We start from the raw sequence: 24,251 nt of genomic DNA, 5'->3' as shown, positions 1-24,251 counted from the left end.
CCCCGTCCTGACGTCAGCGCAAGGAGGCGATGCTGCTGGCTGCGGTGTACACCGCGACGGCGACCAACAGGACGGCGAATGCCTGGGTGAGGTGGCGGGGTTGGACGCGGGTGGTGATGCGGCCGCCGAGCAGGCTGCCGGCGATGGCGGCTGCGGTGAATGTGGTGAGGAGTGGCCAGTCGAGGTGCGTGCTGCCGGTGGAGATCCGGGCGGTCAGGGCGGTGGCGCTGTTGACGGCGATGACGAGCAGCGAGGTGCCGACGGCCACGGGCATCGGGAAGGCCAGTGCAAGGACGAGGGCGGGGACGAGGATGAATCCGCCACCGACGCCGAAGAACCCGGTGAGCAGTCCGACGGCGGTGGCGGTGACAACGATCTTGGCGACGCGGGGGCAGGCGCAGGTGAGCGGGTGGAAGGTGATGAAGGGCTCTGCGGTGGGGTCCTCGTGTCCGGCGGCGCTGGGTGGGCGCAGGGACCTGGCCAACATCAGGACTGCGACGACGAGCATGAGTCCGGCGAACGCGGTCAGCAGGACTTGCGGGCTGACGTGGGAGGCCAGGGCGGACCCAGCGAACGACCCACCGGTGCCGAGCGCCCCGAACATGAGCCCTTGACCGAAGCGGACTCGCCCGGCGCGGGCGTGCGGGGTCAGAGCGATCAGGGAGGTGAGGCCCACGATGAGCAACGAGCTGGTCGTGGCCGCCCTGGGGTCCTGATCCAGTAGGTACACCAGGGCGGGGACGGTCAGGATGGATCCGCCACCGCCCAGCGCGCCGAGTGCCAGGCCGATGAGCAGTCCAAGGGGCATTACCAGGGGCGACACGGTGGGTGTTCTCTCCTAGGTTTTCGTGGGCCCGCCGGAGACCAGCGCAGGAGCGCAGGTCCCCGACGGGTTGACCAAGACGCAGTACGGGGGGTGTGCGTCCCGGTCTGGGCGCCGCCGCCAGGGGGGATGAGGGCGACGCCCGGTCTTGGGTGGGAACCGGTCAGTTCCTGCCGAACAGGCGGCTCAGGAATGACCCACCGCCGGCGGCGGCCTGCTCCTGGGCGCTGTGGCCGGGGCAGCGGTCGGAGCGGGGCACGCTGGCCATGACCTGGTCGACGTGCTGGCCGCAGCCGGCCCAGGTGGTCTTGCCGCAGACCTTGCAGGTGGCGGGACGGCACATGGTGGTTCTCCTTCGAGGGATGGGGTCGTACGCGGGTGAAAGAGGGTCAGGCCGCTGCGGTGATGGGCAGGCCGGAGCTGGCAGCGTTCTCGCCGAAGCTGTCGTCGACTGCCACCACCGGGATGCCGCGGGCGGCCAGGACCGAGGCGGCGATGGAGGCGCGGTAGCCGCCGGCGCAGTGCACCCAGACCTCACCGGCAGGGACTTCGTCGACGCGGGCGAGCAGCTCGTGCAGGGGGATGTTGAAGGCGCCGTCAATGTGCCCGTTGTCGAACTCACTCGCGCCTCGGACGTCCAGGACGGTGACCCGGCGGTGGTGGCGGACCTCGGCGAGGTCGCCGAACACGGCCCGCTCGAAGGCGCCGAGTTCGTCGTCGGTCCACTGGTGCGGGGTGCCGGTGGCGGCGCCGGCGAGGTGGTCGATGCCGATGCGGACCAGCTCACGCTGGGCTTCGGCGACCTGCTCCGGGCTGTCTCCGAGGAGGGTCACTGGGCTGCCCCAGGGAATGAGCCAGCCGAGGTAGGTGGCGAACTGGCCGTCGAGGCCGAAGTTGAGGGTGCCGCTGACGTGCCCGGCTGCGTACGCGGTGCGGGTGCGCAGGTCGACGACCCATTCACCGGCCGCGATGCGCGCAGCGAGGGTGTTCTTGTCCGCTTCCTCGGGGGTGGCGAGGTCTGGGGCGACAGGCCCGGCACTGTTGGCGGGGGCCATGTGCGCGTAGTAGGCGGGGTAGGCGTCGAGGCCAGCGAGGGTGTTCGCGACCCAGCGCTCCTCGTCCTGGGTGAGGGCCGGGTTCTGGCGCTTCTCTGCCCCAATGGTCGAGGCCGTGGTGTCGCCAGTCGAGCCGGCGGAGCAGAACGACCCGAAGCCATGGGTGGGCAGGACGTGGGTGTGCTCGGGGAGATCGTCCGCGAGGCGGTGCGCGGACGCGAACTGGTGGTGGACCAGGTCGTTCGTGTGGTCATGCCCGAGCAGGTCCGGGCGGCCGGTAGCCCCGAACAGCAGGGCCCCGCCGGTGAACACGCCGACCGGCTCGAACTCGTCGCCTGCCTGCTCGGCCGACTCGAGGGCGTAGGAAAGGTGCGTGTAGGTGTGGCCGGGAGTCGCGATGGCGCGGATCCGCATCGTTGCGGACACGTCGATGACGTCGCCATCGCTGATGGGCGAACGGTCGTAGGACACCTCGTCTGCGGCGTTGACGTGGTAGCGGGCGCCGGTGGCCTGGGCGAGGGCGAGGCCGCCGGTGACGTAGTCGTTGTGGATGTGGGTCTCGAACACGTCGGTGATGCGCACGCCGCCGTCCGAGGCCAGGGCCAGGACGCGGTCGATGTCGCGTTGCGGGTCGATGACCACGCCGACCTGACCGTCATGGGCCAGGTAGGAGCGGTCGCCGAGGGTGGGTGTTTCGATGGGGACGATGACCGGGGTGCTCACGGTCGTGGCGGCGGTGTTCATGGGTGTCCTTCCGGGACTGGTCTGGGTGCGTTGCGGGCTGGGCAGGGTCAGGCGGTCGGGCGCTGCCCGGTGACGACGGGGCGGCCCGTGCTGGCCCAGGCGGACGTGCCGCCGGCGACCGAGACGGCATCGAAGCCGGCGCGGACGAGGTAGTCGGTCATGGCGCCGGATCGGTTGCCGCTGGCGCAGATGACGTACACGGTCTGGTCCCGGGCGAGCTCGCTGGTGCGCGACGACAGCTGTCCCATCGGCATCAGCACGGCACCGGGGACGTGGCCACCGACGTACTCGCCGGGCTCCCGGACGTCGATGACGGCAGCACCGTCGGCGTGGGCCGCGGCGAACGCTTCGAGGCTGACCTCGGACATCTGACGGCTCTCCTTCACGGGGACTCTGATACCCAGTGGGGTATCCGATGAGGCCAAGAGTAGTACCCCCCGGGGCATTCCCGTCAAATCGCGAAGCGGGCATGTGACGTACCCCACGGGGTATCCATCCGGGCATTGGGAATGGAGCAGACTGGTCGGGCGCTGCATACCCCAGCAGGTATCCTCACCTCAGCAGACCAAGGAGAACCCCATGAGCACCACGACCCTGACCGGGCAGAACTTCGAGTCCACCATCACCGGCGGCGGCATCGTCCTCGTCGACTTCTGGGCGTCCTGGTGCGGCCCGTGCCGCCAGTTCGCCCCGGTCTTCGAGGCCGCCTCGATCCAGCACGAGGACATCGTGTTCGGCAAGGTCGACACCGAGGCCGAGCAGGCCCTCGCCGCCGCTGCGAAGATCACGTCGATTCCCACCCTGATGGCGTTCCGCGACGGCATCCTGGTGTTCTCCGAGCCCGGCGCCCTGCCCACAGCCGGCCTGGAGCAGGTCATCGACGGCGTGCGCGCCCTGGACATGGACGCCATCCGCACCCAGCTCGCCCAGCAGACCGAGCCCGCGTGACCGGCTGCCGCCAGCACCCGAACGGCTCCGCCAAGCGCCACCGCCAGCACTGACCAAGGAGCCTCACCGTGAGCTACGCCCTGAGCACCACCGTCGACCAGCCGTTCGGACCTACCCTCGAGGCCGCGAGGTCAGCGCTGGCCGACCAGGGCTTCGGCGTCCTGACCGAGATCGACCTCGCGGCCACCCTCAAGGCCAAGCTGGACGTCGACATCCCCGCCCAGGTCATCCTCGGCGCCTGCCGACCGCCTTTGGCGTACGCCGCGGTCCAGGCCGAGCCGTCGATCGGGCTGCTGCTGCCGTGCAACGTGCTCGTCCGCGCCATCGATGACACCACCACCCTCGTCGAGGCCATGGACCCCAAGGTCATGGTCACCATGACCCGCAACGAGAACCTCATCGACGTCGCCGCCGACGCCCGCGAACGACTCACGGCCGCCCTCACCGCCCTCACCGCCTGACCCCGCCACCACCTCCCGGCAAGGAGCACCACCATGGTCACCCTCAACACCGACGACATGACCCCCGTCATCAACCGCCTGCGCCGCGCCCAGGGCCAGCTCGGCGGCGTCATCCGCCTCATCGAGGAAGGCCGCGACTGCCGCGACGTCGTCACCCAGCTCGCCGCCGTCAACCGAGCCCTGGACCGGGCCGGCTTCGCCATCGTCTCCTCCGGCATGCGTGAGTGCATGTCCTCACCCGACGGCATCAACGCGGAGGACCAGGCCACGATGGAGAAGCTCTTCCTCACCCTCGCCTGAGATGCCTACACCCACCGCGCCCTCGACACTCGGCGCGGGCCACGCCGTCACGCCCACCCTCAGCCGACGCGCCAACCTGCCGCAGTTTCGTCAACGCCCTCGTCGGCGGCAACGCGGACAAGAGCGCACCGTGCTCCCGCTGCTTGCTGCAGACGAGTTCGTCGTCCTCGCTGACACATTCGGAACCCGGTCGTCGCCGCTCTCACCGCAGCGTGAGGCGCCGGTCGGTCACCTTCGGATGAGGTCAGCTGCTCCGCCTGCCAGACGCGTTGAACGCTGACCGGGCGAGGGCTCACGGCCTCACCAGTCCCTACGACAACGCGGATACCCGCCTACAGGCGACGACTCCGCAGCCGCAGCGCGTTGCTGATGACGCTGACCGATGACAGTGCCATCGCCGCGGCGGCGATCATCGGTGAGAGCAGCAGCCCGAACGCCGGGTACAGGACGCCCGCGGCCAGGGGGATGCCGGCGGCGTTGTAGATGAACGCGAAGACGAGGTTCTGGCGGATGTTGCCCATGGTGGCCTTGGACAGGGCGCGCGCTGCGACGATGCCGTTGAGGTCACCGCGCAGGAGGGTGACGCCGGCACTCTCGATGGCCACGTCGGTCCCGGTGCTCATGGCGATGCCGACATCGGCCGCGGACAGGGCGGGTGCGTCGTTGACGCCGTCGCCGGCCATGGCCACGACCTTGCCCTCGGCGCGGAGCCTGGTGACGACGTCGGCCTTGTGGTCGGGCATGACTTCGGCCTCGACCCGGTCGATGCCCAAGGTGCGTGCGACGGCCTGGGCGGTCCTGGTGTTGTCGCCGGTGAGCATGACGACCTCGATGCCGTCCCGGCGCAGGGCGTTCAGGGCTGAGGCCGTGGTGTCCTTGACGGGGTCGGCGATGGCCAGGACCGCGGCCAAGCTTCCGTCGACGGCGACGTAGACGGCGCTGGCGCCGTCGGTGCGCAACCGGTCCGCCTCCTCGTCCAAGGCAGCCGTGGCAACGTCGTTGGCCGCCAGAAACGAGGCGGTGCCGACCAGGACGCGTCGCCCTTCGACGGTTCCGACGACGCCCTTGCCGGTGGGGGCGTCGAAGTCGGCCACGTCCGGGACCGTCAGGGCGGCGTCGGTGGCTGCGGAGACGATGGCCGCCCCGAGCGGGTGCTGGGAGGGTCGTTCGACGGCGGCCGCGAGGCGCAGCACGTCGTTCTTGTCGAATCCAGCCGCGGGGCTGATGTGGGTCAGGGACGGCTTGCCTTGGGTGAGGGTGCCGGTCTTGTCGACGACGATGGTGTCGACCTTCTCGAGCAGCTCGAGCGCTTCGGCGTTCTTGATGAGCACCCCCAGGGACGCGCCGCGTCCGACGCCGACCATGATCGACACCGGCGTTGCCAGGCCGAGGGCACAGGGGCAGGCGATGATGAGCACGCTGACGGCGATGACCAGGGCGTGCGCGAGGCGCGGGTCGGGGCCGAGGGCGGCCCAGATGACGAATGCGACAACCGCGGCCAGGATGACGGCAGGGACGAACAGGGCTGAGACCTTGTCGGCGAGGCGCTGGATGGGTGCCCGGGAGCGTTGGGCGTCGGCGACCATCTGAACGATCCGGGCCAGCATCGTGTCGGCGCCGACCTTGCCGGCGCGCACGAGCAGGGAACCGGTCTGGTTGACGGTGCCACCGATGACCGGGTCACCGGTGGTCTTGGTGACGGGCATGGACTCGCCGGTCACCATTGACTCGTCCAGGGTGGAGGACCCGTCGTGGACCTGTCCGTCGACGGGGACGGACTCCCCGGGACGGACGCGCAGCAGGTCGCCGACGACGACCTGCTCCAGCGGCACGTCGGTCTCGGTCCCGGAGCCGTCGAGTCGGCGGGCGGTCTTCGGGGTCAGGTCGAGCAGGGCTCGTATGGCGCCCGAGGTGCTCTCTCGGGCGCGCAGCTCGAGGACCTGGCCGAGCAGGACGAGGGCGGTGATGACGGCGGCCGCTTCGAAGTAGACCGCGACCCCGCCGTCCATGCGGAACGACTCCGGGAACACCCCGGGGGCCAGGGTGGCGACGACGCTGAACAGCCACGCGACGCCGGTGCCCATGGCGATGAGGGTGAACATGTTCAGCTTCATCGTGCGCACCGAGGTCCAGCCCCGGGCGAAGAACGGGGCACCTGCCCACAGCACGACCGGTGTCGCGAACGCCAGCTGGACCCAGTTCGACGCCGTCGTGGAGACGGCATCGTGCAGGGCTGGGACCAGGTCGCGGCCCATGCCTAGGATGAGGACCGGGATGCTCAGCGCGGTTGCGAGCTTGAACCGGCGGGCCATGTCGGCGAGCTCAGGGTTGGGGCCACTGTCGGCGGTGACGGTCACCGACTCGAGTGCCATCCCGCAGATGGGGCACGTGCCGGGCCCGGGCCGGCGGATCTCGGGGTGCATCGGGCACGTCCACTCTGCCGCCGCCACGCCCCCACCGGAGTCGCCAGCGCCGGCGGCGTGCGCAGGCTGGTCGGCGTGGGCGTGGGGTTGGTGGGCCTCGGGTCCGGCGACCAGGTAGGCGCTGGGGTCGGCGTCGAACTTCGCCTTGCACCCGGGCGAGCAGAAGTGATGGGGGCGCCCGTCGAGGTCGGTGCGGTGCTCGCTGGTGGCGGTGTCGACGTCCATGCCACAGACGGGGTCCTTCACCGACGACACCCGCACATCACCCAGCAGGTCGGAGTGGTTCGCGTGGTCGTGGGTTGTGTCCATATCCACCACGATACCCCTAGGGGGTATCCTGTCAAGAGGTGAAGGTCACTAGAGGCGGCGGTGCCGGCTTGGGGTCAGGGGTGGTGGTGCCCGGATTCGGGGAGGGTGGCGGTGAAGGTGGCGCCGCGTCCGGGTCCGTTGCTGGTGGCGACGAGGGTGCCGCCGTGGGCGTCGATGATGGCGCGGCTGATGGTCAGCCCGATGCCGCTGCCGCCGCGGTGCTGGCGGGAGGGGTCGGCGCGGTAGAACCGTTCGAAAATGTGCGGCAGGTCGGCTTCGCTGATGCCGTCGCCGGTGTCGGTGACGACGAGCTCGACCGTGTGGAGGTGACCGCGGCGGGCGGTGAGGGTGACTGCTCCTGGGGCCCTGGTGTGGTGCAGGGCGTTGTCGAGCAGGTTCGTCAGGACCTGGCTGATGCGGTCGGGGTCGACGTCGATGGCGGCGGGGGTGTTGACCTCGGTCCGCAGGGTGACACCAGCGGTGGAGTAGGCGTCCGCGGCAGCAGAGGCGGCGCCGCGCAGGAGGTCGGCCGCTGCCGTGGGTGTCGGTCGCAGGCCCAGGCGTCCTTCTTCAGCGCGGCTGACGGTGGTGATGTCGTTGGCCAAGCGGTGCAGGCGCCGGCTGTTGCCGCGCAGGACGGCCATGGTGGCTGCGTCGGTGGTGCGGACCCCGTCCTCGATGGCCTCGAGGTGGGCGTCGATGCTGGCCAGGGGGGTGCGCATCTCGTGGGCGAGGTCGGCCAGCAGCCGGGTGCGGGTCTGTTCGACGTGCCCGAGGCGGGTGGCGAGCTCGTTCACGGTGTCGGCGAGGTGGTCGAACTCCTGACCGAGGCCGACGGTCGGGACGCGGGTGTCGTAGTGGCCGTGGCTGATGCGGGTGGTGGACGCGGCGACGGCAGCGGTAGAGGTGCGCAGCCGGCGGCTGAACCACCACGTGACGACCAGTGCGATGAGGACGGCGGCGACCAGGCCGGTGGACAGCGCCACGACGAGCGAGTCACGGAAACCGCGCTCGATGTGGTCGAGCTCGGCCGGGGTGTGGGTGCCCCCGGCCTCGATCATGTGCTGGTGGAAGATGCCGGGGCCGATGGCGATGGCGACGAGCCATGCTGTGCCTGCCCCGGCTACCAGGAGCAGCCCCTGGGCGAGCAGCAGGCGCGTCGACAGCCCCGCGGGACGCCGCCGTTCCCGCCCTGACGACGAAGGTGCCGGCGTTCCTGACGACTGCGTTAAGCGCGCTGGTTCGGGCGAGGGCGGGGGCGTCGGCGGCGTCGAGGTGGTCATGCGCCGGTCCCCATCCGGTACCCGATGCCGCGAACGGTGCGGATGAACCGGGACGTAGTGGCGTCGTCACCGAGCTTGCGACGCAGGTGGAGTACGTGGACGTCGACGAGGTGCTCGTCACCGACCCAGCCCGACCCCCACACGTCCTCGATGAGCTGCCGTCGGCTGAACGCCATCTGCGGCCTGGCTGACAGGGCAGCGAGGAGGTCGAACTCGGTGCGGGTCAGGGGAACCGGCTCCGTACCAACCCACACGTCGCGACCCAGCGGGTCGATGGACAGGTCACCAAAGGTGCGCAGGTGGGGCTGCTCGGTACCGTGCCCACCGATGGGGCGGGGGCGGCGCAGCATGGCGCGCAACCTCGCGACGAGCTCGCGGGGGCTGAACGGCTTGGTCATGTAGTCGTCGGCCCCGACGGACAACCCGACGAGCGTGTCGACCTCGTCGGTACGTGCGGTGAGCATGACCACGTACGCGTCGGAGAAGGTGCGCAGCTGCCGGCACACCTCCAGCCCGTCCTGGCCCGGTAGCCCGAGGTCGAGGACGACGACGTCCGGGTCGAGCTCGCGGGCGACCTCGACTGCGTCGAGGCCGTTTCCGCAGGTGCGGACCTCGAATCCGTCGCGGTCCAGGTAGCTGGCGATGACGTCAGCCATCGGGGTGTCGTCCTCGACGACCAGCGCGCGCAGCCCGCGTACTTCGTTGGCTTGTTGGGCGGCGTCGGGGGTGCTCATGGCGACATCGTCGCAGGCCAACGCGCGCGGCCGAGGTGCGAAGAGCCATACCGGGTTCTTCTTCAGCGAACCTTCATCGTTGCGCGACCGGGGGTGCAGTGGGGCCGTCGCACGCTGGGAGGACACACAACGAGAAGAAGATGAAGAGGGTGGTCCCGATGATGGGTGGCTACGACACCGGCTGGGGCAACTGGGTGGTCATGTCGGTGATGATGGTCGGGCTATGGGTCCTGGTGGCTGTGGCCATCGTGGCCGTGATGCGCTGGCCATGGGGTGCACGTGACCGCACGATGGTCGCCAGGACCGACAACGGTTCGGCGCCCCCGGTCGGGCACGAGGTGTCCCCGGCGGCGCGAGCCCTGCTCGAGCAACGGTTCGCCGCAGGTGACATCGACGAGACCGAGTACCGGGCCCGGCTCGCCGCCCCGATGAGCCGGGCATGAGCCGTCCCTGGACGCCCGATCCCGGCGTTGGGCGCCTGGCACGACGGACCGTGCTCGCGGGAGGTGCCGGGCTCGCCGGATTGGGCGTCCTGGCAGCGTGCGGAGCCCCTACGACCCGGCTCGTCACACCCACCGCCCCGGTGGTCGGGGTGGTCGAGCGCGCCCGGTTGCACACCGGACGGACTGTGACGTCCCAGTTGAGCGCCACGCCGGGCCGCGTCGACCTCGGCGGACCGGTGGTCGACACCTGGTCGTTCGGGACCGTTCCAGGACCCACCATCCGCGCCCGAGCCGGTGACCGCCTGGTCGTCGACCTGAGCAACGGCCTTCCGACGCCCACGACGGTGCACTGGCACGGGATTGCGCTGCGGAACGACATGGACGGCGTCCCCGACATGACGCAGGCCCCGGTCGCCCCGAACACCTCGTTCCGGTACGACTTCACCGTCCCCGACCCGGGCACGTACTTCTTCCACCCACATGTCGGCGTCCAGCTCGACAGGGGCCTCTACGGCGTCCTAGTGGTGGACGACCCGGCCGAACCCGGCGCGTACGACCACGAGTGGGTCGTCGTCCTCGACGACTGGATCGACGGCACCGGCCGCACCCCCGACCAGGTCCTGGCCTCGCTCAGGGCCGCCACAGGGTCCGGTATGGGTGCCACGGGCGGGATGGGCGGCATGGGCATGGGTGGAGGTGGCATGGGTGGTGAGTCGATGACGTCACCGTTGCTGGGTGGCGCCGGCGACATCGCCTACCCGTACTACCTGGTCAACGGCCGCGTGCCAGCGGCGCCGGTGACACTGACCGGTCGTCCCGGGCAGCGCGTCCGGGTACGCCTGGTGAACGCCGCCTCGGACACCGCTTTCCGTGTCGCGGTCGGCGGGCACCAGCTGAGCCTGACCCACGCCGACGGGTTCCCCGTGGTGCCCGTGACCGGCGACGCGGTCCTGCTTGGCATGGGTGAACGCGTCGACGTCATGCTCAACCTGGGCGACGGCGCGTTCCCGCTCGTGGCGTCGGCCGAGGGCAAGCAAGGCCAGGGGATGGCTGTGGTGCGCACGTCCACCGGGCCCGTGCCGACCCCGCAGGTGCGTCCGGAAGAGCTCGATGGACGGGTCCTGACCGTCGCCGACCTGACACCAGCGGAGCCCGCGGCCATGCCCGTCGGCCGTGTGGACCGGACTCACGACGTCGTCCTGGGCGGGTCGATGAGCGGCTACGAGTGGACCATCAACGGGCGCACCTTCGACCATGAGCGACCGCTGGACGTGCGCCAGGGGGAACGGGTCAGGTTGCGGCTGAAGAACGCGACGATGATGTTCCACCCCATGCACCTGCACGGCCACACGTTCGCCGTCGTCGACGCCGCCGGTCGCCCCGGGGTGCGCAAGGACACCGTCATCGTGGCCCAGATGCGCACGGTCACAGTCGACCTCGACGCAACCAACCCCGGCCAGTGGATGACGCACTGCCACAACGCATACCACGGTGAGGCCGGGATGATGACGACCCTGTCGTATCGAACCTGACGCCCACCCCACCTGGACGCGCGTCTCTGGAGGTCGAGTGGCCCGACCACAGGGGGAGGGCTCCGCGGACCTGGTCCGGCTGGTTCTTCATCGAACCTTCATCGGATACCCACCGGACCCTCAGGGGACGAACCGGACCGTGGTAGGTGTGGGTGCCGGGCCTGCGAGTCCCCCCTTCCGGCCCGGCACCCGCGTCCCGCCCCCCACGCAAGGAGCTCACGCCGTGCGCACCACTGCCCGTGCCCTGTCCGTCACCGCTGTCCTGGCGGGCACCATCGCCCTCAGCGCCTGCGGCGGGGCAGACACCGATCACAACGGCATGACCGGGATGAACGGAATGGGAACCGCCAGCTCGAGCGCGACGTCCACGGCCAAGGTTGACCCAGCCGACGTGATGTTCGCGCAGACGATGGTGCCGCACCACCAGCAGGCCGTGCAGATGGCCGACCTGGCCCTGACCCGGGCCTCCTCCGCCGACGTCAAGGCCCTCGCCACGAAGATCAAGGCCGCCCAGGACCCCGAGATCGCCACCATGACCGGATGGCTGGGCACGTGGGGCGCACCCACCGGCTCCGCGGACATGAACGGTATGGCCGGCATGGACCACGGAAGTGACGGCATGATGAGCCAGGCCGACATGACCAAGCTGAGCCAGGCGTCCGGTGCCCAGTTCGACCGAATGTGGCTGACGATGATGATCGCCCACCACCAGGGCGCACTCACCATGGCCAACGACGTCCTGGCCACCACGAAAGACACGCAGGTTCGGACCCTGGCGCAGAGCATCATCGACGGTCAGACGAAGGAAATCGCCGCGATGAAGGGGCTGCTCTCGGCGAGCTGAACGTCAGCGTCCGCCTCGCAGCGTTCGTGACGTTATTTCGCCCGGTCAGGGATTCCTCAGCGGGGTGATGGGGCGGCGCCAGACGTGGGCGGGGCGCCAGCACGAAGGGCATGCCGGTGCATGCCCTCCGAGCCGAGGTCGGAATCGGCGTGCTCCGCATGGGACATTGCCTCAGCCAACAAGGTATGCACATGGGTGTTAGCGGCCGTGTAGTAAATGAACGTTCCTTCCCGGCGTCCCCGGACCAAGCCAGCCAGTCGCAGCTTGGCCAGGTGCTGACTCACCGACGTCGGCGTGACCCCGGCAAGCTCGGCCAGGCAGGTCACTGATGACTCGCCCTGCATCAGCGCCCACAGCAGCTTGATCCGCGTCGGGTCGGCCAGCATCCGGAAGGTCTCCGCCGCCAGCTGAGCTTGGTCGTCGTGCGGCATGGACAGGGTGGGGAGTTCGTCGTGCACACATCAAACCCTACCGCCTGCGTACCTTCACATACACGCAGTTATGCTGGACTCATGCCCGCGCCGCCCAACGTGCCGAACCAGCCTCACGAGCCACGGAGTGTCGAGGGCCTGCACGGCCACGAGCATGCGTACGAGGGCGAGCCAGTGCGTGACCACGACCATGACCACGACCACCAGCACGGGTGGCTGGGTCGGGCTCGCCACGTGTTCACCCCGCACTCCCACGATGCGGCGGACTCCGTCGATGACGCCCTGGAGTCCAGCGCCCGCGGAATCCGCGCCGTCAAGGTCAGCCTCGTCGGGTTGGCCCTCACCGCTGTCCTCCAGCTGCTGGTTTTCCTCGCGTCAGGGTCGGTCGCTCTGTTGGCCGACACCATCCACAACTTCTCCGACGCGTTCACCGCCATCCCGCTGTGGGTGGCGTTCTGGCTCGGTCGGCGTCCACCGACCCGCAGGTACACGTACGGGTTCGGGCGCGCCGAGGACCTTGCCGGCCTCTTCGTCATCCTGATGATTGCCACCTCGGCGGTCCTGGCTGGCTGGGAGGCCGTCCGCCGGCTGCTTGAACCGGCACCGGTACACAACCTTGGCTGGGTCGCTCTGGCCGGGTTCGTCGGCTTCCTCGGCAACGAAGCCGTGGCCGCGTACCGGATCCGCGAGGGCAACGCCATCGGCTCGGCAGCTCTCGTTGCAGAGGGCCACCATGCGCGCACCGACGGCCTGACCTCCCTGGCGGTCCTGGTCGGGGCAGGAGGTGTAGCCGTCGGCTGGAACTGGGCAGACCCGTTGGTGGGCCTGCTCATCACAGTCGCCATCGTCATGGTGCTCCGCACCGCGGCGCGCGAGGTGTTCCGGCGCCTGATGGACGGCGTGGAACCGGACAAGGTCGAAGCCGCGCAGAACGCCTTGGTGTCGATGCCGCACGTAGTGGGGGTGCGTGACCTGCGGATGCGGTGGGTCGGTCACGAGCTACTGGCAGACGTCACCCTCGACGTAGAGACGGGCGTGAGCGCGGCGGCCGCCCATGACCTGGCGCACGAGGCGCAGCAACACATGGTCGCCGCCGTTCCTCGCCTGCGACGAGCAGTCGTCCACGCCTACCCGGCAGCGGTCGAGGGTGGGCAACTCGATCGGTAAGTGATAACTTACCGTTCGTGGTGGCTAACCAACAGGTGGATGGGCTCAGCGCCCTCGGGGACCCCACGCGGCGCGCCATCTTCGAGTGCCTGGCCGAACGGCCCCGCGCCGTGGGGGAGCTGGCCGATGTCCTGCCCGTGAGCCGGCCCGCGGTGTCCCAGCACCTGAAGGTCCTCAAGGCCGCCCGCCTGGTCACCGAGCAGGCCGAAGGCACTCGCCGCATCTACCGGCTCAACCCCGCGGGTGTGGCCGCGATGCGCGACCAACTCGACACCTTCTGGAATCGGGCCCTGACCGGGTACGTGCGGAACACCAACGAACCGACACCAAGGGAGCAGTCATGACCCAGACCGCCGCGCCGGTGGTGCGCAAGGAAGTGGTGGTGAACGTCCCGGTTGAGCGGGCGTTCGCCCTGTTCACCGACGGGTTTGGCGACTTCAAGCCGGCCGAGCACAACCTGCTGGCAGTGCCCATCGCGTCGACCGTGTTCGAGCCGCGCGTCGGTGGTCACATCATCGACCGCGGCACGGACGGGTCCGAGTGCCGGTGGGCACGAATCCTCACCTACGACCCGCCGAGCCGGGTCGTGTTCAGCTGGGACATCGGCCCGACCTGGCAGGTCGAGACCGACCCGGCGAAGACCAGCGAAGTCGATGTCCAGTTCACGCCGTTGAGCGACGGTCAGACACGTGTCGTGCTCGAGCACCGCCACATCGACCGGCACGGACCCGGCTGGGAAGCGGTCCATGAAGGTATCGACGGCGACCAGGGCTGGCCGCTGTACCTGGACCGGTACGCCGCCATCACCAACGGGGCGTCCTGATGGCACCGGTCGCCGTGACCATGGACGTCAACCGCGCCGCTGCGGACGTGTTCGCCTACGCCACCGACCCCACCCGGTTCCACGAGTGGCAGAACGGCGTCGTTGACGGCCACATGGAGGCCACCGGCGCCCCCAAGGTCGGAGACCGATGCCTGACGTCGCGCCGCATCGGCGGCGCCGTCCGGTCCTCCACCTCCACAGTCACCCACATCGAGCCGCCGCACCGGTGGGGAGTGCACGGCATCGACGGCCCCATCCGAGCCATCGTCGACGTCACCGTCGAACCGCTCGACGATGCCCGTTCCCGCTTGACCATCGCCGTCGACTTCGAGGGCCACGGCATCGGCAAGCTGCTCGTCCCACTCATGGTGCGCCGCCAAGCGGCCAAGGAGATGCCCGCCAACCTGACCGCGTTGAAGCAACACCTCGAGGAGCCGGGGCGCTCTGAGCCGCAGCGTCCGGACGGACGTCACGCTGGACCAGAGGCGGGTCCCTCCTGAGCTGACGCGGGGTCGCTTCCGGTGAGTACCTGAGCGGATGTGGTGTGCACTGGGACACGTCAGGGTTGGGCATGCACACAGCAGGTTCGTCGGAGGCGCCCGGCCAGGGTGCCGTCGGTCCAACTTGTGCGTCCACTGGTGTAGACACTGGCCGGCGTCCGTTGATCCGGTGGCGCGGCTGGCGCCCGGCCCGGTGGACCGCCATCGTCGTCGGGATGCTGGTCACGTGGGTCGTCACTTTCGTCGTCTCCGCGTACCAGACCCTCATGCACGCGGGCGTGTGCAACGAACCCGCACAGGCTGCTGACCTCGGCGAAGCTCAACGGTCACTCGTGCTGCTCGCTGCCCTGGTCGCCATCCCGTGGGCTGTCACCCTGTGGCGAACCCGGTACCGGCTCCGCGTGGGACTGTTTGCATTCCCCGCGCTGGCACCGGTGACCGTGTGGACAGTGCAGGCGCTGCAGGCAAGCCCGGCCGACTATGTCCTGAGCTGGTGCCTGTACTGAGCGAACGGCCTGGACTTACCCGTCAGGCGGCTCCATCCAGCCTTGCGCTGCCAGTGATGCGCCATTCCAGGACGCCGTCCTCCGCGCGTCGAGCCGTCATGCCTTCGCTGTTCAGCAGCCGCGCGGCGTCGTGGGCCAGGACGCAGTACCTGCCGCGGCAGTACGCGACGATGTCCGCCCCGGCAGGCAGCTCAGCGAGTCGGTCGGCGAGCTCGTCCAGCGGGATGTTCACCGCCCCCGGCAGGTGCCCGGCGTCGTACTCGGTGCCGGGGCGAACGTCCAGGACAACGGTGCGGCCGTCGCCCAGGCGGGCCAGGAGCTCCTGGGTGCTCACCGCGGTCGTGTCGTCGGGACCCAAGTACGCCTGGCGGGCCAGCTCGGTGTGCGGGCGGTGCCCCTGAGCGACGGTGCGCAGCTGCGCGAACAGGGCGGCGACGTCGTCGCCGGTCAAGGAGTAGAAGACGCGCTTGCCGTCGCGCCGAGTGCTGACCATGCCTGCCTCGCGCAGCGTCTGCAGGTGGGCCGAGCAGGTCCCGACCGCGAGGTCCGCAGCGGCGGCGAGGTCTTCGACACTGCGTGGTCCCTGGGCGAGCAGGTCCAGCAGCTCGAGGCGGGACGGGTTTGACAGGGCCTTTCCGGTGGCGGCGAACTCGGCGAAGAGCGCAGCCTTCGCGGTGCGGTCACCCATGATGAGCCTCCTGCTCGGACGTGACGGACTGAGTCGATTCTGCGTCGGGAGTCCGGGTGCGCGGTTGGCGGTGGGCGCGGGGGTGGGTCTCGTACATGCGGACCGCCACGACCAGCCCGGACGCGGCGGTCAGGGCGGCCACCACCCAGATCGCGGCCCGGACCCCCACCGCGTCGGCGATGATGCCAGCCAGGAGTGCGCCAGCGGCGAACCCGCCGTCGCGCCACAGCCGGTAGACACCGACCGCACGGGCGCGCCATGCCGGGTGGGCGACGTCACCGATGGACGCGAGCAGCGTCGGGTACACCGCCGACGTCCCCAACCCCAACAGTGCGGCCGCGCTGGCCCAGACGGTGAACGAGTCACCAAGCGCGACGAGCCCCAACGCGACCGCTTGCAGGCCCATGCCGCCGGCGATGAGCCACTTGCGGCCCCACCGGTCGGACAGGGCGCCGGTGAGCAGCTGCCCCACACCCCACACGGCCGGGTACACGGCGGCCAGAACGCCGATGCGTCCCACGCTCAGGCCGGCGCCGGCGAACAGGATGGGGAACAGCCCCCAGGCCAGGCCGTCGTTGAGGTTGTTGACCAGCCCGGCCTGGCTGGCTGAGGACAGCGCGGGTTCACGGAAGCTCGTCTGGGTGAACACGGCCCGGTTGCCCAGCTCGGCATGGAGGTGGTCATGCAACCCGTCGTCCCGGGCGACATGGCTGGCGGCCTCCAAGCGTGCGTGGTCGCGGGTCTCCCGCACGACCAGCGTGGACAGACCCAAGCCGAGGGCGGCGAACGCGATGCCGAGCAGGAACGGTGCCGGGCGTAGCCCGTAGGACTGGGCCAGGTACCCGGTGAGCAACGCGGTCACGGCCACGGCCCCGTAGCCCGCGGCCTCGTTTAGCCCCATCGCCAGGCCACGGCGGGCCGGCCCGACCAGGTCGATCTTCATCACCACGGTGGTGGACCAGGTCAGGCCCTGACTGATGCCGAGCAGGACGTTGGCGACGATGACCCACGCCCACGAAGGAGCCCAGATCAACATCAGCGGCACCGGGACAGCGACCAGCCACCCAGCGACCAGGACCGGTTTGCGCCCGTACCGGTCGGCCATCGTGCCGGCGAAGTAGTTCGTGGCCGCCTTCGCGAGCCCGAACACGAGGATGAAGCTGAGCCCAGCGGTGTACGCCTTCAGCCCGAACTCGCGCTCGCCCAGCAGCGGAAGAACGGTGCGTTCCTGCCCGAGCATCCCGCCGACGAGGGCGTTGACGGCAACGAGCAGCCCGAACTGGGCGGCGTTCTGCCGCAGCCCCAACCGGATGGCTGGAGCTCCTTCAGTCCGCGCAGCGTCCGTGGAGTCGGGGGCGTTGGTGCCGCTCATCGTCCGGTCTCCAACGTCCGGCTGGTCGTGGCCGCCCAGTCGCCGGGTCCGCCGGCCAGGACGGCAACCTCACGTCGGCCGGCGCGGGCCAGGAGGCTGGCGGCGCTCATCGCACGCTCCCCGTGACCGCACATGACCACCAGGGGTCCCGCCGGCAGAGCTGGGAGGGGGTGGCCGGTCAGGGTACCGAGCTCGACGTGGGCTGCACCGGGCACGTGTCCGGAGGTGAACTCGCCGCTCTGGCGGATGTCCAGGACGGTCGCACCGTCCAGGGCGTCGGCGGCGACCAGCGGGATGGACGCGGTGGGCAACCCGGCTGCGGTCCATCCAGCTAGGCCCTCGGTGAGCTCGCCAGCGAACAGGTCGTAGCCAACCTTGCGCGCCTGCCACACGATCTCAGCGGGGTCCTGGTCGGCGTCACGCACCACGACCAGCGGCGTGCCGGGGGTGATGAGCCAGCCGAGCCAGGTCGCGAACGCGTCCCGCAACGGGATTGACACCGCCCCGGGCACGTGGGCGCCCGAGAACGCCTCCAAGGCGCGCACGTCGACGACAGGGGACCCGGCCGACGCCAGCGCCCGAACCTGTCCCGGTTCCAAGAAGTTCAGGGAGTCGCCGTCGACCAAGGGCGGCCCGAGGCGGTTGAGCTCGCCGAGCCGGCTGAAGTACGGCGGGTACGTGCCCAACGAACCCAGCAGGGCCTGGACGAATGCGTCCTCGGACGGCGCGCGCAGCAGCTGGTTGGTGGCGCGCTCGGTCCCGATACTGGAGGTTCGCTGGGCACCGGGGGGTGCGGAACAAAACGACCCGGCTCCGTGGGTGGGCCACACCGCGACCCGGTCATCGAGTCGGGCGAGGCGTTGCAGCGACTGGTACTGCACCCGTGTGAGTTCCTCGGTGCGTTCGGGCGAGACGAGATCGGTGCGGGCCGCGGACCCGACCAGCAGGGACCCGCCGGTGAACACGCCGACGGTGTTCGCGCCGTCGAGCAGCTCGAACGCGATGTGCTCATGGGTGTGGCCCGGAGTGGCCAAGGTGCGCAGGGTCAGGCCACCGAGGTCGACCTCGTCACCGTCGGCCAAGGCCCTGTGGGCGAACTCGCGGCCGCCGGCGGCTGATGCCAACACCGTCGCACCATCACTGGCAGCAAGACCCAGCGAGCCGGACAGGAAGTCCGCGTGCAGGTGGGTGTCCGCGGCGAAGGCCACCTTCAGCCCGTGCTGGTCGGCGGTCGCGTGCAGGGCCCGAAGGTCCCGGCTCGCGTCCACCGCCAACCCGCGCCCGTCACCGAGATCGAGCAGGTAGGCCGAGTTCCCCAGCCCCTCGTCAACCAGTGGGAGGATGCGGACCGGCAAGGCGGGGGTGGGCTCGGACGAGGTCATTCTACATTTATATAGAATGACTTCCGCTTCGGGGTGCGCGCTCTACCCGGTGGCGCTCAGGCCAAGGTGGACCAGTAGTCCCAGAACCTGACCACGGCAAGGCTCGCGATGACAACCAGCCAGATGGTGACCACACTCGGTGAGTAGGCCGCGGCCCCGCGCCACCGCACCGCCAGCGGCAGCCGACCGGTCCTGAGGTTGTGGGCTGTGGTGGTGACGAACGCGGTGATGGTGGCCACCCAGACGACCATGCAGTACGGGCACAGGGCGCCGATGCGGTAGAGGCTGGCGAAGATCAGCCAGTGCACGAACACCAGCCCGAGCGTGGTCCCGGCCTGGATGCCCCACCAGAACCACCGCGGCAGGGACCCTCGGGCAACCAGAAGGCTGCCGAGGGTGAGTAGGGCGGTGAAGGCGGCGACGCCGAGGATGGGGTTGGGGAAGCCGAAGGCGGACGCCTGGGTGGTGTTCATGACTGACCCGCAGGACAGGACCGGGTTGATGCTGCAGGACGGCACGTATGCCGGGTCGGTCAGGAGTGCGACCTTCTCCACGAGCAGTGTGAAGGCGGCCGCGAGCCCGGCGAGGCCGGCCAGCATGAGGGCCCAGGCGGTCCCGCGGGTGACCTCGGGTGCGCGGCCCGTGGCAGGGCTGGGTCCGTTGGGGTTGACCGCGGCCGCTCCGGTCTTGGTGGTGCTTGGCGAGTCCACGGGTCAGCCGGCCAGGGCTGCGTCGATCTGGGCGTGGAAGTCCTCGACGGAGGTGGGCTCGAGCTGCTTGCCGTTGAGGAAGAAGGTGGGCGTCCCGTTCACGCCCAGGGCGAGGCCGTCCTCGCGGTCGCGCTCGACCCGCTCCGCGGTTGCCTTGTCGGCGACGGCTTTGTCGTAGGCGACCATGTCCAGTCCCATCTCGGCAGCGAAGCCGCGGAACACGTCGGCCTTGGAGTCCTGCTGCTCGCCCCAGCTGGTCTGGGTCTCGTACATCCGCTTGTACATCTCCTCGAACTTGCCCTGCTGGGCGGCGGATTCGACGGCGACGGCGGCGTTGAGCGCGTTCGCGTGACTGGGGATGGGGAAGTACCGCACGACGAAGTCGACCTTGCCGGCGTACTTGGTTCGCAGGTCCTCCACGACCGGGTATGCCGCGCGGCAGGACTCGCACTCGAAGTCGAGGAACTCGACGAGGACGACCTTGCCGGTGCCGGGCGCCCCGAGTCGGTGGCTGTCGTCGCGGATAAGCCGGCCGGCCGACTGGCCGGGCTCAGCGGCATCCGCAGGGGTCTTGCTCTCCGGACCGAGGGTCAGGGCGGCGGCCACGATGGCCGCGAACACGGCCACGGTGGCAGCCGAGATGACGGCGTTGCGCTTCACGGGGAGTCAGCTCCAGAACTGGTGTGCGGTCAGGTCGGGCGGGGGCGTGTTAGGGCGAAACGTGTGCTCGGCGGCACAGGTTCCCGCTGGGGCCTCTCGGCGGGTCAGTCGTGGCCGCCGCGACGGGTGAGCTCGATACCCACCGGCCGCGACGGTTCGGCGAGCACTGGCTGCTCGGCTGAGACAAGGGCGCAGCAGTCGTCGCCGCAGTTGTCGTCCATGGCAGCGGCCGACGCGTCCGCCCCGACTCCTGCCGCGGACAGCGTGGCTGGGGCGCAGCAGTCGTCGCCCTGCCAGTTCTGCCAGCCTTCGCGGGCGGCGACGGCGGCGATGACCAGCGCGGCGATGGGGTCGGCCCAGGACCAGCCGAGGGTCGCGTTCAGGACGAGTCCGACGAGCAGGACCGCGGACAGGTACGTGCACAACAAGGTCTGGGTGCCGTCGCCTTCGACGGCGCCGGAGCCGAGCTCGCGGCCCGTGCGCCGCTGCCACAGGCTCAGGAACGGCATGACCGCCAGCGAAGCAACCGCCAACCCGATCCCGATGGGGCTGCCATCCGGCCGCGCGCCAGTCAGCAGGGCATGCCCGGCGTCGATAGTCAGGTAGGCGGCAAGGGCGAAGAACGAGACCGCGATCAGTCGCTGTGCGCTTCGTTCGCGGCTTTCGGGCATGGCGTGCCGGAACTGCCAGAGGATGACCAGGCCGGAGGACACCTCGACGAAGGAGTCGAGGCCGAACCCGACCAGGGCGGAGGAGCCGGCGATGTTGCCGGCGGTGATGGCGATGACGCCCTCGACGACGTTGTACGCCACGGATGCCGCGGCGAGCAGCTGCGCGCGGCGCATCAGGGTCACACGCCGTGCGGGGCTGGCGAGGGTGGTCCATGCGGTCACCAGGTGACCTCCTTGCATCCGGTGTGGGTGTCGGGTTCGACCTGGAGGGTCGCGTGCTCGACGCCGAACTTCGTGCGCATGACCTGCCGCGCCTCGTCCAGCACAGCGTGCGGGTCAGCATCTTCGCCGGTCATCAGGTGCGCCGTGGCGACGTTCATCCCAGAGGTCAGCGTCCACACGTGCAGGTCGTGGACCTCGCTGACTCCTGGCACGGCGGCCAGCGCGTCCGCGACCCGGTCGGGGTCCATCCCGGCCGGGGCGTGTTGGCCAAGGACGACGAGCACCTCCCGGCCGAGCATGACCGCGCGCACTGCAACGAACACCGCGATGGCCAGTGCGATGCCGGTGTCCCACCAGGCGCTTCCCGTTGTGGCAACCATGACTCCGGCGACGATGACGCCGACCGACCCGAGCGTGTCGGCGACCACCTCGAGGTAGGCGCCCTTGACGTTGAGGGACTCTCCGGCGCCGCCGCGCAGCAGGACGATGCAGATGATGTTGACGACCAACCCGATGGCGCCGACCAGGAGCATGGGCCCGGAGGACACCTCCGGGGTGCCCCCGATGCGGCGAACGGCCTCGATCCCGATGTAGACCGACACGCCGAGCATGAGCAGGACCGCCAGTCCGGAGGCGAACACCTCGGCGCGGTAGGAGCCAAACGTGCGCCGCCCGGTGCTGTCCGGGCGGGTGGCGATGCGGGTGGCGACCAGCGCAGCGCCGAGTGCGACGACATCGGCCGCCATGTGCCCGGCGTCTGACAGCAGGGCCAGGGACCCGGACGTCAGCCCGGTGACGAGCTCGACGACGAAGAACCCGGCCACGAGGAAGAACGCAGTCTGCAGCCGCCACCGGTGCGCGCCCCCTGCGTGACCACCGTGGGAGTGCCCTCCGCTCACGTGGACACCAACGCCGGAGCGGCGGGGGAGCGTCCGTGGCCGATGTGCTCGCGGGTCAGGTCCAGCATCATCCGCACGTGAGCGTCCGCGAGCCGGTAGTACACCAGCCGTCCCTGCCTGCGACCCGTCACGACCCCGGAGGCTCGCAGCATCCGCAGCGACTGCGACACCGTGGCTTCCTGGGTGTCGGTGGCAGCGGCCAGGTCGCACACGCACAGCTCGCCCGCCTCCAGCAGCGCGTACAGCAGCCGCGAGCGGGTCGGGTCGCCCAGCAGCTTGAACATCCCCGCCGCGCGGACCAGTTCGGCCTCCGGCAGGGAGGCGTCACGGACCAGTTGGACCTTCTGCGGGTGCACGCACGCGACCGCGCACGCGTCCAACCCGGCAACCTTGTCATCTGAGCGCATGCTCAGATGTTAGCAGTGACTGGACGACCGGTTGCCACCATGCTCTGGGGGCTTGCATCTGGTACTGAGGTACAGGTTTACCGTGATGGTCAGGGCCCGTTCGACGGGTTCGGATGGAGGAATCGCTGATGACCAATCTGGATTGGGTGGCACCGCAGGCGTGCACCCTGCCGACCATCGAGCAACCGTTGCGGGTGGCCGAGTTCGACACACTGTTCGCCCACCACCTGGTTGCCGTCGACCGCGTCGACCGCGTCGACGCGGCCCGCGCCCGCTTGGTTCTGGCCGCCGGCCCGCGCCGTCAGGCGGACGAGTTCACGGCCGCCGTCCTCGACCTCACCGAACGCGAGTCGGCGTGCTGCTCGTTCTTCACCTTCACCGTCGATGCTCAGCTGCCTGGGCCTGCCGCCGCAGGTCGGGTGGCCGCCCGCCCAGGGGACGTGGTCCTGGACATCGAGGTTCCTCCAGCGCACGTGGACGTGCTGGCCGCACTGGTGACGCGAGCCCAAGCCCAGGCCCACGCCGACCCCTCGGGCGCAGCTCGGAGGCGCGCGTGAACGCCGGAACCGGCCAAGGTTTGCGCAGCGGTGAAGTGGCGCGTGCGGCCGGGGTGAACGCGCAGACGCTTCGCTACTACGAGCGCCGCGGACTCCTCCCGGCGCCGGACCGCTCCCCCGGAGGGCACCGGCTGTACGACCACGACGCGGTCACCGTGCTGCGGGTCATCAGGGCCGCCCAACGTCTCGGGTTCACCCTCGAGGAAGTCGCGGACCTGCTCGAGGTCGGCCGACACCACCACGGTCGCCCGGCCAAGACCGGTCTGCAGGCCCAGGCAAGGGCCAAACTGGCCGAGGTCGAGGCGCGCATGGCGGACCTGACCGTCATCCGGTCCACCCTGCTGGCGGCACTCGACGCAGGCTGTGACGACCTGGTCTCCTGCGCCAGCAGTGACTGCTGCCCTCTGCCGTTCGAGCGCCTCGCGACCGGGCAACCCACCCAGGGGTCGGCGAGGATGCTGCCGATGGTTGGGTCCGACTCGAGTCGCCCGGCCCGCAGGGCGAAGGGCCGGGCATGAGCGGGTTTCGGGACCGACATCTGGTCGGTGCGGGCGCCGCAGCCTGCGCGGTCTGCTGCGCCCCACCGCTCCTTGCCCTGCTGGGAGTGGCAGGACTTGCCGCGACCGCCGTCACCTTCGTCTTCGCCGGGACCGTGTTCGCACTCGTCGTCGCGGCGGCCGCCGGACTCGCTCTGCCCCGTCGCCGCAAGGCGGTCGCCGCGGCCTCATGCACGCCGTCCGCGCCCGGGCCGGTCGACGTCACCCTCACCACCGCGCCGCCAGGACATGAGGCCCAAGGCGGATGACAGCACGGCCGTCATGACCGTGACCCGCTCCATCCTGCTGTTCCTGACCGCCGCCATCGCCGAGATCGGTGGGGCCTGGCTGGTCTGGCAGGGGGTGCGTGAACACCGCGGCTGGGTGTGGGTCGGCGCCGGCGTGCTGGCGCTGGCTGCGTACGGGTTCGTCGCCACCTTCCAGTCGGACCCGAACTTCGGGCGCATCCTGGCCGCGTACGGCGGGGTGTTCGTCGCCGGGTCGCTGGCCTGGGGTGTCGTGTTCGACGGGTTCCGCCCGGACCGGTTCGACATCTTCGGTGCTGTGGTCTGCCTGGTTGGGGTCGGGCTCATCATGTACGCGCCCCGCTCCGCGTGAGCGCGAATGCCTGCCGCAAGCCGATTGGGCAGTCGGGGGTCCGCGCGATGGGGCGTGGGGCGACGATGAGCGCATGAGCGTGGACGTGACGGTGCTGTACTTCGCCGGATGCCCCAGCTGGCAGCCGACGGTGCAGCGCGTGAACACGGCGGCCGAGTTACCTAGCCGGAGTCTCGGTTTCGGTGACCACTCTGGCGGTTGAG

At 70.1% G+C, this 24,251-nt stretch carries 31 protein-coding genes; 15 read left to right on the top strand and 16 right to left on the bottom strand.

Annotation, left to right across the window (positions count from 1 at the left end; all coding sequences use genetic code 11):
* Window positions 1-13 precede the first annotated feature (13 nt).
* The 4 genes from EAH86_RS08585 to EAH86_RS08570 all read right to left on the bottom strand — a co-directional run bounded on the left by EAH86_RS08585 (window position 14) and on the right by EAH86_RS08570 (window position 2,990).
* On the bottom strand, window positions 14-823 hold the full coding sequence (locus EAH86_RS08585) for a sulfite exporter TauE/SafE family protein (protein ID WP_241668289.1): 810 nt from the start codon (window positions 821-823) through the stop codon (window positions 14-16).
* A 163-nt stretch (window positions 824-986) separates the two neighbouring features.
* Window positions 987-1,166, bottom strand: coding sequence for a hypothetical protein (locus EAH86_RS08580; RefSeq protein WP_091787661.1), 180 nt, complete (start codon window positions 1,164-1,166; stop codon window positions 987-989).
* Window positions 1,167-1,212: 46 nt separating this feature from the next.
* The gene (locus tag EAH86_RS08575) at window positions 1,213-2,622 is read right to left on the bottom strand and encodes an MBL fold metallo-hydrolase (RefSeq protein WP_140739181.1); all 1,410 of its coding nucleotides are present in this window, start codon (window positions 2,620-2,622) and stop codon (window positions 1,213-1,215) included.
* Window positions 2,623-2,669: 47 nt separating this feature from the next.
* Complete coding sequence (locus tag EAH86_RS08570) at window positions 2,670-2,990, bottom strand: rhodanese-like domain-containing protein (RefSeq protein ID WP_140739179.1); 321 nt, start codon at window positions 2,988-2,990, stop codon at window positions 2,670-2,672.
* A 211-nt stretch (window positions 2,991-3,201) separates the two neighbouring features.
* Between EAH86_RS08570 and trxA the strand changes: the two genes are divergently transcribed.
* The 3 genes from trxA to EAH86_RS08555 all read left to right on the top strand — a co-directional run bounded on the left by trxA (window position 3,202) and on the right by EAH86_RS08555 (window position 4,331).
* A complete protein-coding gene (trxA, locus tag EAH86_RS08565; RefSeq protein ID WP_140739177.1) occupies window positions 3,202-3,570 on the top strand; it encodes a thioredoxin in 369 nt (122 codons plus the stop codon).
* 68 nt (window positions 3,571-3,638) lie between these two features.
* Window positions 3,639-4,031 (top strand): DUF302 domain-containing protein, encoded by a 393-nt coding sequence (locus EAH86_RS08560; protein WP_140739175.1) that lies wholly within the window; start codon window positions 3,639-3,641, stop codon window positions 4,029-4,031.
* A gap of 33 nt (window positions 4,032-4,064) precedes the next feature.
* Window positions 4,065-4,331 carry a metal-sensitive transcriptional regulator gene (locus EAH86_RS08555; RefSeq protein WP_056920565.1) on the top strand — a complete coding sequence of 89 codons (267 nt, stop codon included), beginning with the start codon at window positions 4,065-4,067 and terminating at the stop codon, window positions 4,329-4,331.
* 332 nt (window positions 4,332-4,663) lie between these two features.
* On the opposite strand, the gene EAH86_RS08550 is transcribed toward EAH86_RS08555, so the two are convergent.
* From EAH86_RS08550 to EAH86_RS08540, 3 genes are all read right to left on the bottom strand, one after another.
* The gene (locus EAH86_RS08550) at window positions 4,664-7,063 is read right to left on the bottom strand and encodes a heavy metal translocating P-type ATPase (protein ID WP_140739172.1); all 2,400 of its coding nucleotides are present in this window, start codon (window positions 7,061-7,063) and stop codon (window positions 4,664-4,666) included.
* 74 nt (window positions 7,064-7,137) lie between these two features.
* Window positions 7,138-8,346: a sensor histidine kinase gene (locus EAH86_RS08545; RefSeq protein WP_140739169.1), complete on the bottom strand. Its 1,209-nt coding sequence runs from the start codon at window positions 8,344-8,346 to the stop codon at window positions 7,138-7,140.
* A complete protein-coding gene (locus tag EAH86_RS08540) occupies window positions 8,343-9,080 on the bottom strand; it encodes a response regulator transcription factor (protein WP_140739166.1) in 738 nt (245 codons plus the stop codon). The genes EAH86_RS08545 and EAH86_RS08540 overlap by 4 nt, the downstream gene beginning before the upstream one ends.
* Before the next feature lie 140 nt (window positions 9,081-9,220).
* Between EAH86_RS08540 and EAH86_RS08535 the strand changes: the two genes are divergently transcribed.
* From EAH86_RS08535 to EAH86_RS08525, 3 genes are all read left to right on the top strand, one after another.
* Window positions 9,221-9,523 carry an SHOCT domain-containing protein gene (locus EAH86_RS08535; protein ID WP_241668288.1) on the top strand — a complete coding sequence of 101 codons (303 nt, stop codon included), beginning with the start codon at window positions 9,221-9,223 and terminating at the stop codon, window positions 9,521-9,523.
* A complete protein-coding gene (locus EAH86_RS08530) occupies window positions 9,520-11,055 on the top strand; it encodes a multicopper oxidase family protein (protein WP_140739163.1) in 1,536 nt (511 codons plus the stop codon). Before EAH86_RS08535 ends, EAH86_RS08530 begins: the two co-directional genes overlap by 4 nt.
* A gap of 223 nt (window positions 11,056-11,278) precedes the next feature.
* The gene (locus tag EAH86_RS08525; protein ID WP_140739160.1) at window positions 11,279-11,899 is read left to right on the top strand and encodes a DUF305 domain-containing protein; all 621 of its coding nucleotides are present in this window, start codon (window positions 11,279-11,281) and stop codon (window positions 11,897-11,899) included.
* A 56-nt stretch (window positions 11,900-11,955) separates the two neighbouring features.
* Here the strand turns inward: EAH86_RS08525 and EAH86_RS08520 are convergent, their stop codons facing one another.
* The gene (locus EAH86_RS08520; RefSeq protein ID WP_206665784.1) at window positions 11,956-12,357 is read right to left on the bottom strand and encodes an ArsR/SmtB family transcription factor; all 402 of its coding nucleotides are present in this window, start codon (window positions 12,355-12,357) and stop codon (window positions 11,956-11,958) included.
* A gap of 54 nt (window positions 12,358-12,411) precedes the next feature.
* Here EAH86_RS08520 and EAH86_RS08515 point away from each other — a divergent pair, with 54 nt between their 5' ends.
* The 5 genes from EAH86_RS08515 to EAH86_RS08495 all read left to right on the top strand — a co-directional run bounded on the left by EAH86_RS08515 (window position 12,412) and on the right by EAH86_RS08495 (window position 15,326).
* Entirely contained in the window at window positions 12,412-13,497 is a 1,086-nt protein-coding gene (locus tag EAH86_RS08515; RefSeq protein WP_140739157.1) for a cation diffusion facilitator family transporter, read from the top strand.
* A 20-nt stretch (window positions 13,498-13,517) separates the two neighbouring features.
* On the top strand, window positions 13,518-13,841 hold the full coding sequence (locus tag EAH86_RS08510; protein ID WP_241668287.1) for an ArsR/SmtB family transcription factor: 324 nt from the start codon (window positions 13,518-13,520) through the stop codon (window positions 13,839-13,841).
* A complete protein-coding gene (locus EAH86_RS08505; RefSeq protein WP_140739151.1) occupies window positions 13,838-14,320 on the top strand; it encodes an SRPBCC family protein in 483 nt (160 codons plus the stop codon). The genes EAH86_RS08510 and EAH86_RS08505 overlap by 4 nt, the downstream gene beginning before the upstream one ends.
* Entirely contained in the window at window positions 14,320-14,820 is a 501-nt protein-coding gene (locus tag EAH86_RS08500; RefSeq protein ID WP_091787697.1) for an SRPBCC family protein, read from the top strand. Before EAH86_RS08505 ends, EAH86_RS08500 begins: the two co-directional genes overlap by 1 nt.
* Window positions 14,821-15,035: 215 nt before the next feature.
* Window positions 15,036-15,326: a hypothetical protein gene (locus EAH86_RS08495; RefSeq protein WP_140739148.1), complete on the top strand. Its 291-nt coding sequence runs from the start codon at window positions 15,036-15,038 to the stop codon at window positions 15,324-15,326.
* Between the two features lie 22 nt (window positions 15,327-15,348).
* Here EAH86_RS08495 and EAH86_RS08490 read toward each other — a convergent pair whose 3' ends face one another.
* From EAH86_RS08490 to EAH86_RS08455, 8 genes are all read right to left on the bottom strand, one after another.
* Complete coding sequence (locus EAH86_RS08490) at window positions 15,349-16,014, bottom strand: ArsR/SmtB family transcription factor (RefSeq protein WP_140739145.1); 666 nt, start codon at window positions 16,012-16,014, stop codon at window positions 15,349-15,351.
* Complete coding sequence (locus EAH86_RS08485; protein WP_140739142.1) at window positions 16,007-17,386, bottom strand: MFS transporter; 1,380 nt, start codon at window positions 17,384-17,386, stop codon at window positions 16,007-16,009. Before EAH86_RS08485 ends, EAH86_RS08490 begins: the two co-directional genes overlap by 8 nt.
* Complete coding sequence (locus tag EAH86_RS08480) at window positions 17,383-18,768, bottom strand: MBL fold metallo-hydrolase (RefSeq protein ID WP_140739139.1); 1,386 nt, start codon at window positions 18,766-18,768, stop codon at window positions 17,383-17,385. Before EAH86_RS08480 ends, EAH86_RS08485 begins: the two co-directional genes overlap by 4 nt.
* 56 nt (window positions 18,769-18,824) lie before the next feature.
* Window positions 18,825-19,367, bottom strand: a complete 543-nt coding sequence (locus EAH86_RS08475) for a vitamin K epoxide reductase family protein (protein ID WP_140740704.1) — start codon at window positions 19,365-19,367, stop codon at window positions 18,825-18,827.
* Window positions 19,368-19,481: 114 nt separating this feature from the next.
* Complete coding sequence (locus EAH86_RS08470; protein WP_140739136.1) at window positions 19,482-20,138, bottom strand: DsbA family protein; 657 nt, start codon at window positions 20,136-20,138, stop codon at window positions 19,482-19,484.
* Between the two features lie 104 nt (window positions 20,139-20,242).
* Window positions 20,243-21,031, bottom strand: a complete 789-nt coding sequence (locus EAH86_RS08465; protein ID WP_241668286.1) for a cation diffusion facilitator family transporter — start codon at window positions 21,029-21,031, stop codon at window positions 20,243-20,245.
* Window positions 21,028-21,930, bottom strand: a complete 903-nt coding sequence (locus EAH86_RS08460; protein ID WP_140739133.1) for a cation diffusion facilitator family transporter — start codon at window positions 21,928-21,930, stop codon at window positions 21,028-21,030. Before EAH86_RS08460 ends, EAH86_RS08465 begins: the two co-directional genes overlap by 4 nt.
* On the bottom strand, window positions 21,927-22,337 hold the full coding sequence (locus EAH86_RS08455) for an ArsR/SmtB family transcription factor (RefSeq protein WP_140739130.1): 411 nt from the start codon (window positions 22,335-22,337) through the stop codon (window positions 21,927-21,929). Before EAH86_RS08455 ends, EAH86_RS08460 begins: the two co-directional genes overlap by 4 nt.
* Window positions 22,338-22,465: 128 nt before the next feature.
* Here EAH86_RS08455 and EAH86_RS08450 point away from each other — a divergent pair, with 128 nt between their 5' ends.
* From EAH86_RS08450 to EAH86_RS08435, 4 genes are read left to right on the top strand one after another with little or no spacing between them, the layout of a single operon-like run.
* Window positions 22,466-22,894, top strand: a complete 429-nt coding sequence (locus EAH86_RS08450; protein WP_140739127.1) for a hypothetical protein — start codon at window positions 22,466-22,468, stop codon at window positions 22,892-22,894.
* A complete protein-coding gene (locus tag EAH86_RS08445; protein ID WP_206665783.1) occupies window positions 22,891-23,412 on the top strand; it encodes a MerR family transcriptional regulator in 522 nt (173 codons plus the stop codon). Before EAH86_RS08450 ends, EAH86_RS08445 begins: the two co-directional genes overlap by 4 nt.
* Window positions 23,409-23,699 carry a hypothetical protein gene (locus EAH86_RS08440; protein ID WP_140739124.1) on the top strand — a complete coding sequence of 97 codons (291 nt, stop codon included), beginning with the start codon at window positions 23,409-23,411 and terminating at the stop codon, window positions 23,697-23,699. Before EAH86_RS08445 ends, EAH86_RS08440 begins: the two co-directional genes overlap by 4 nt.
* A gap of 13 nt (window positions 23,700-23,712) precedes the next feature.
* Window positions 23,713-24,048 carry a YnfA family protein gene (locus EAH86_RS08435; RefSeq protein ID WP_140739121.1) on the top strand — a complete coding sequence of 112 codons (336 nt, stop codon included), beginning with the start codon at window positions 23,713-23,715 and terminating at the stop codon, window positions 24,046-24,048.
* Window positions 24,049-24,251 lie beyond the last annotated feature (203 nt).

The organism is Pedococcus bigeumensis, assembly GCF_006438965.1.
In the GTDB taxonomy this organism is placed as follows: Bacteria; Actinomycetota; Actinomycetes; order Actinomycetales; family Dermatophilaceae; genus Pedococcus; species Pedococcus bigeumensis_A.
The sequence above is the reverse complement of the archived record's forward strand: the minus strand, read 5'-3'. Positions and strand labels throughout refer to the sequence as shown.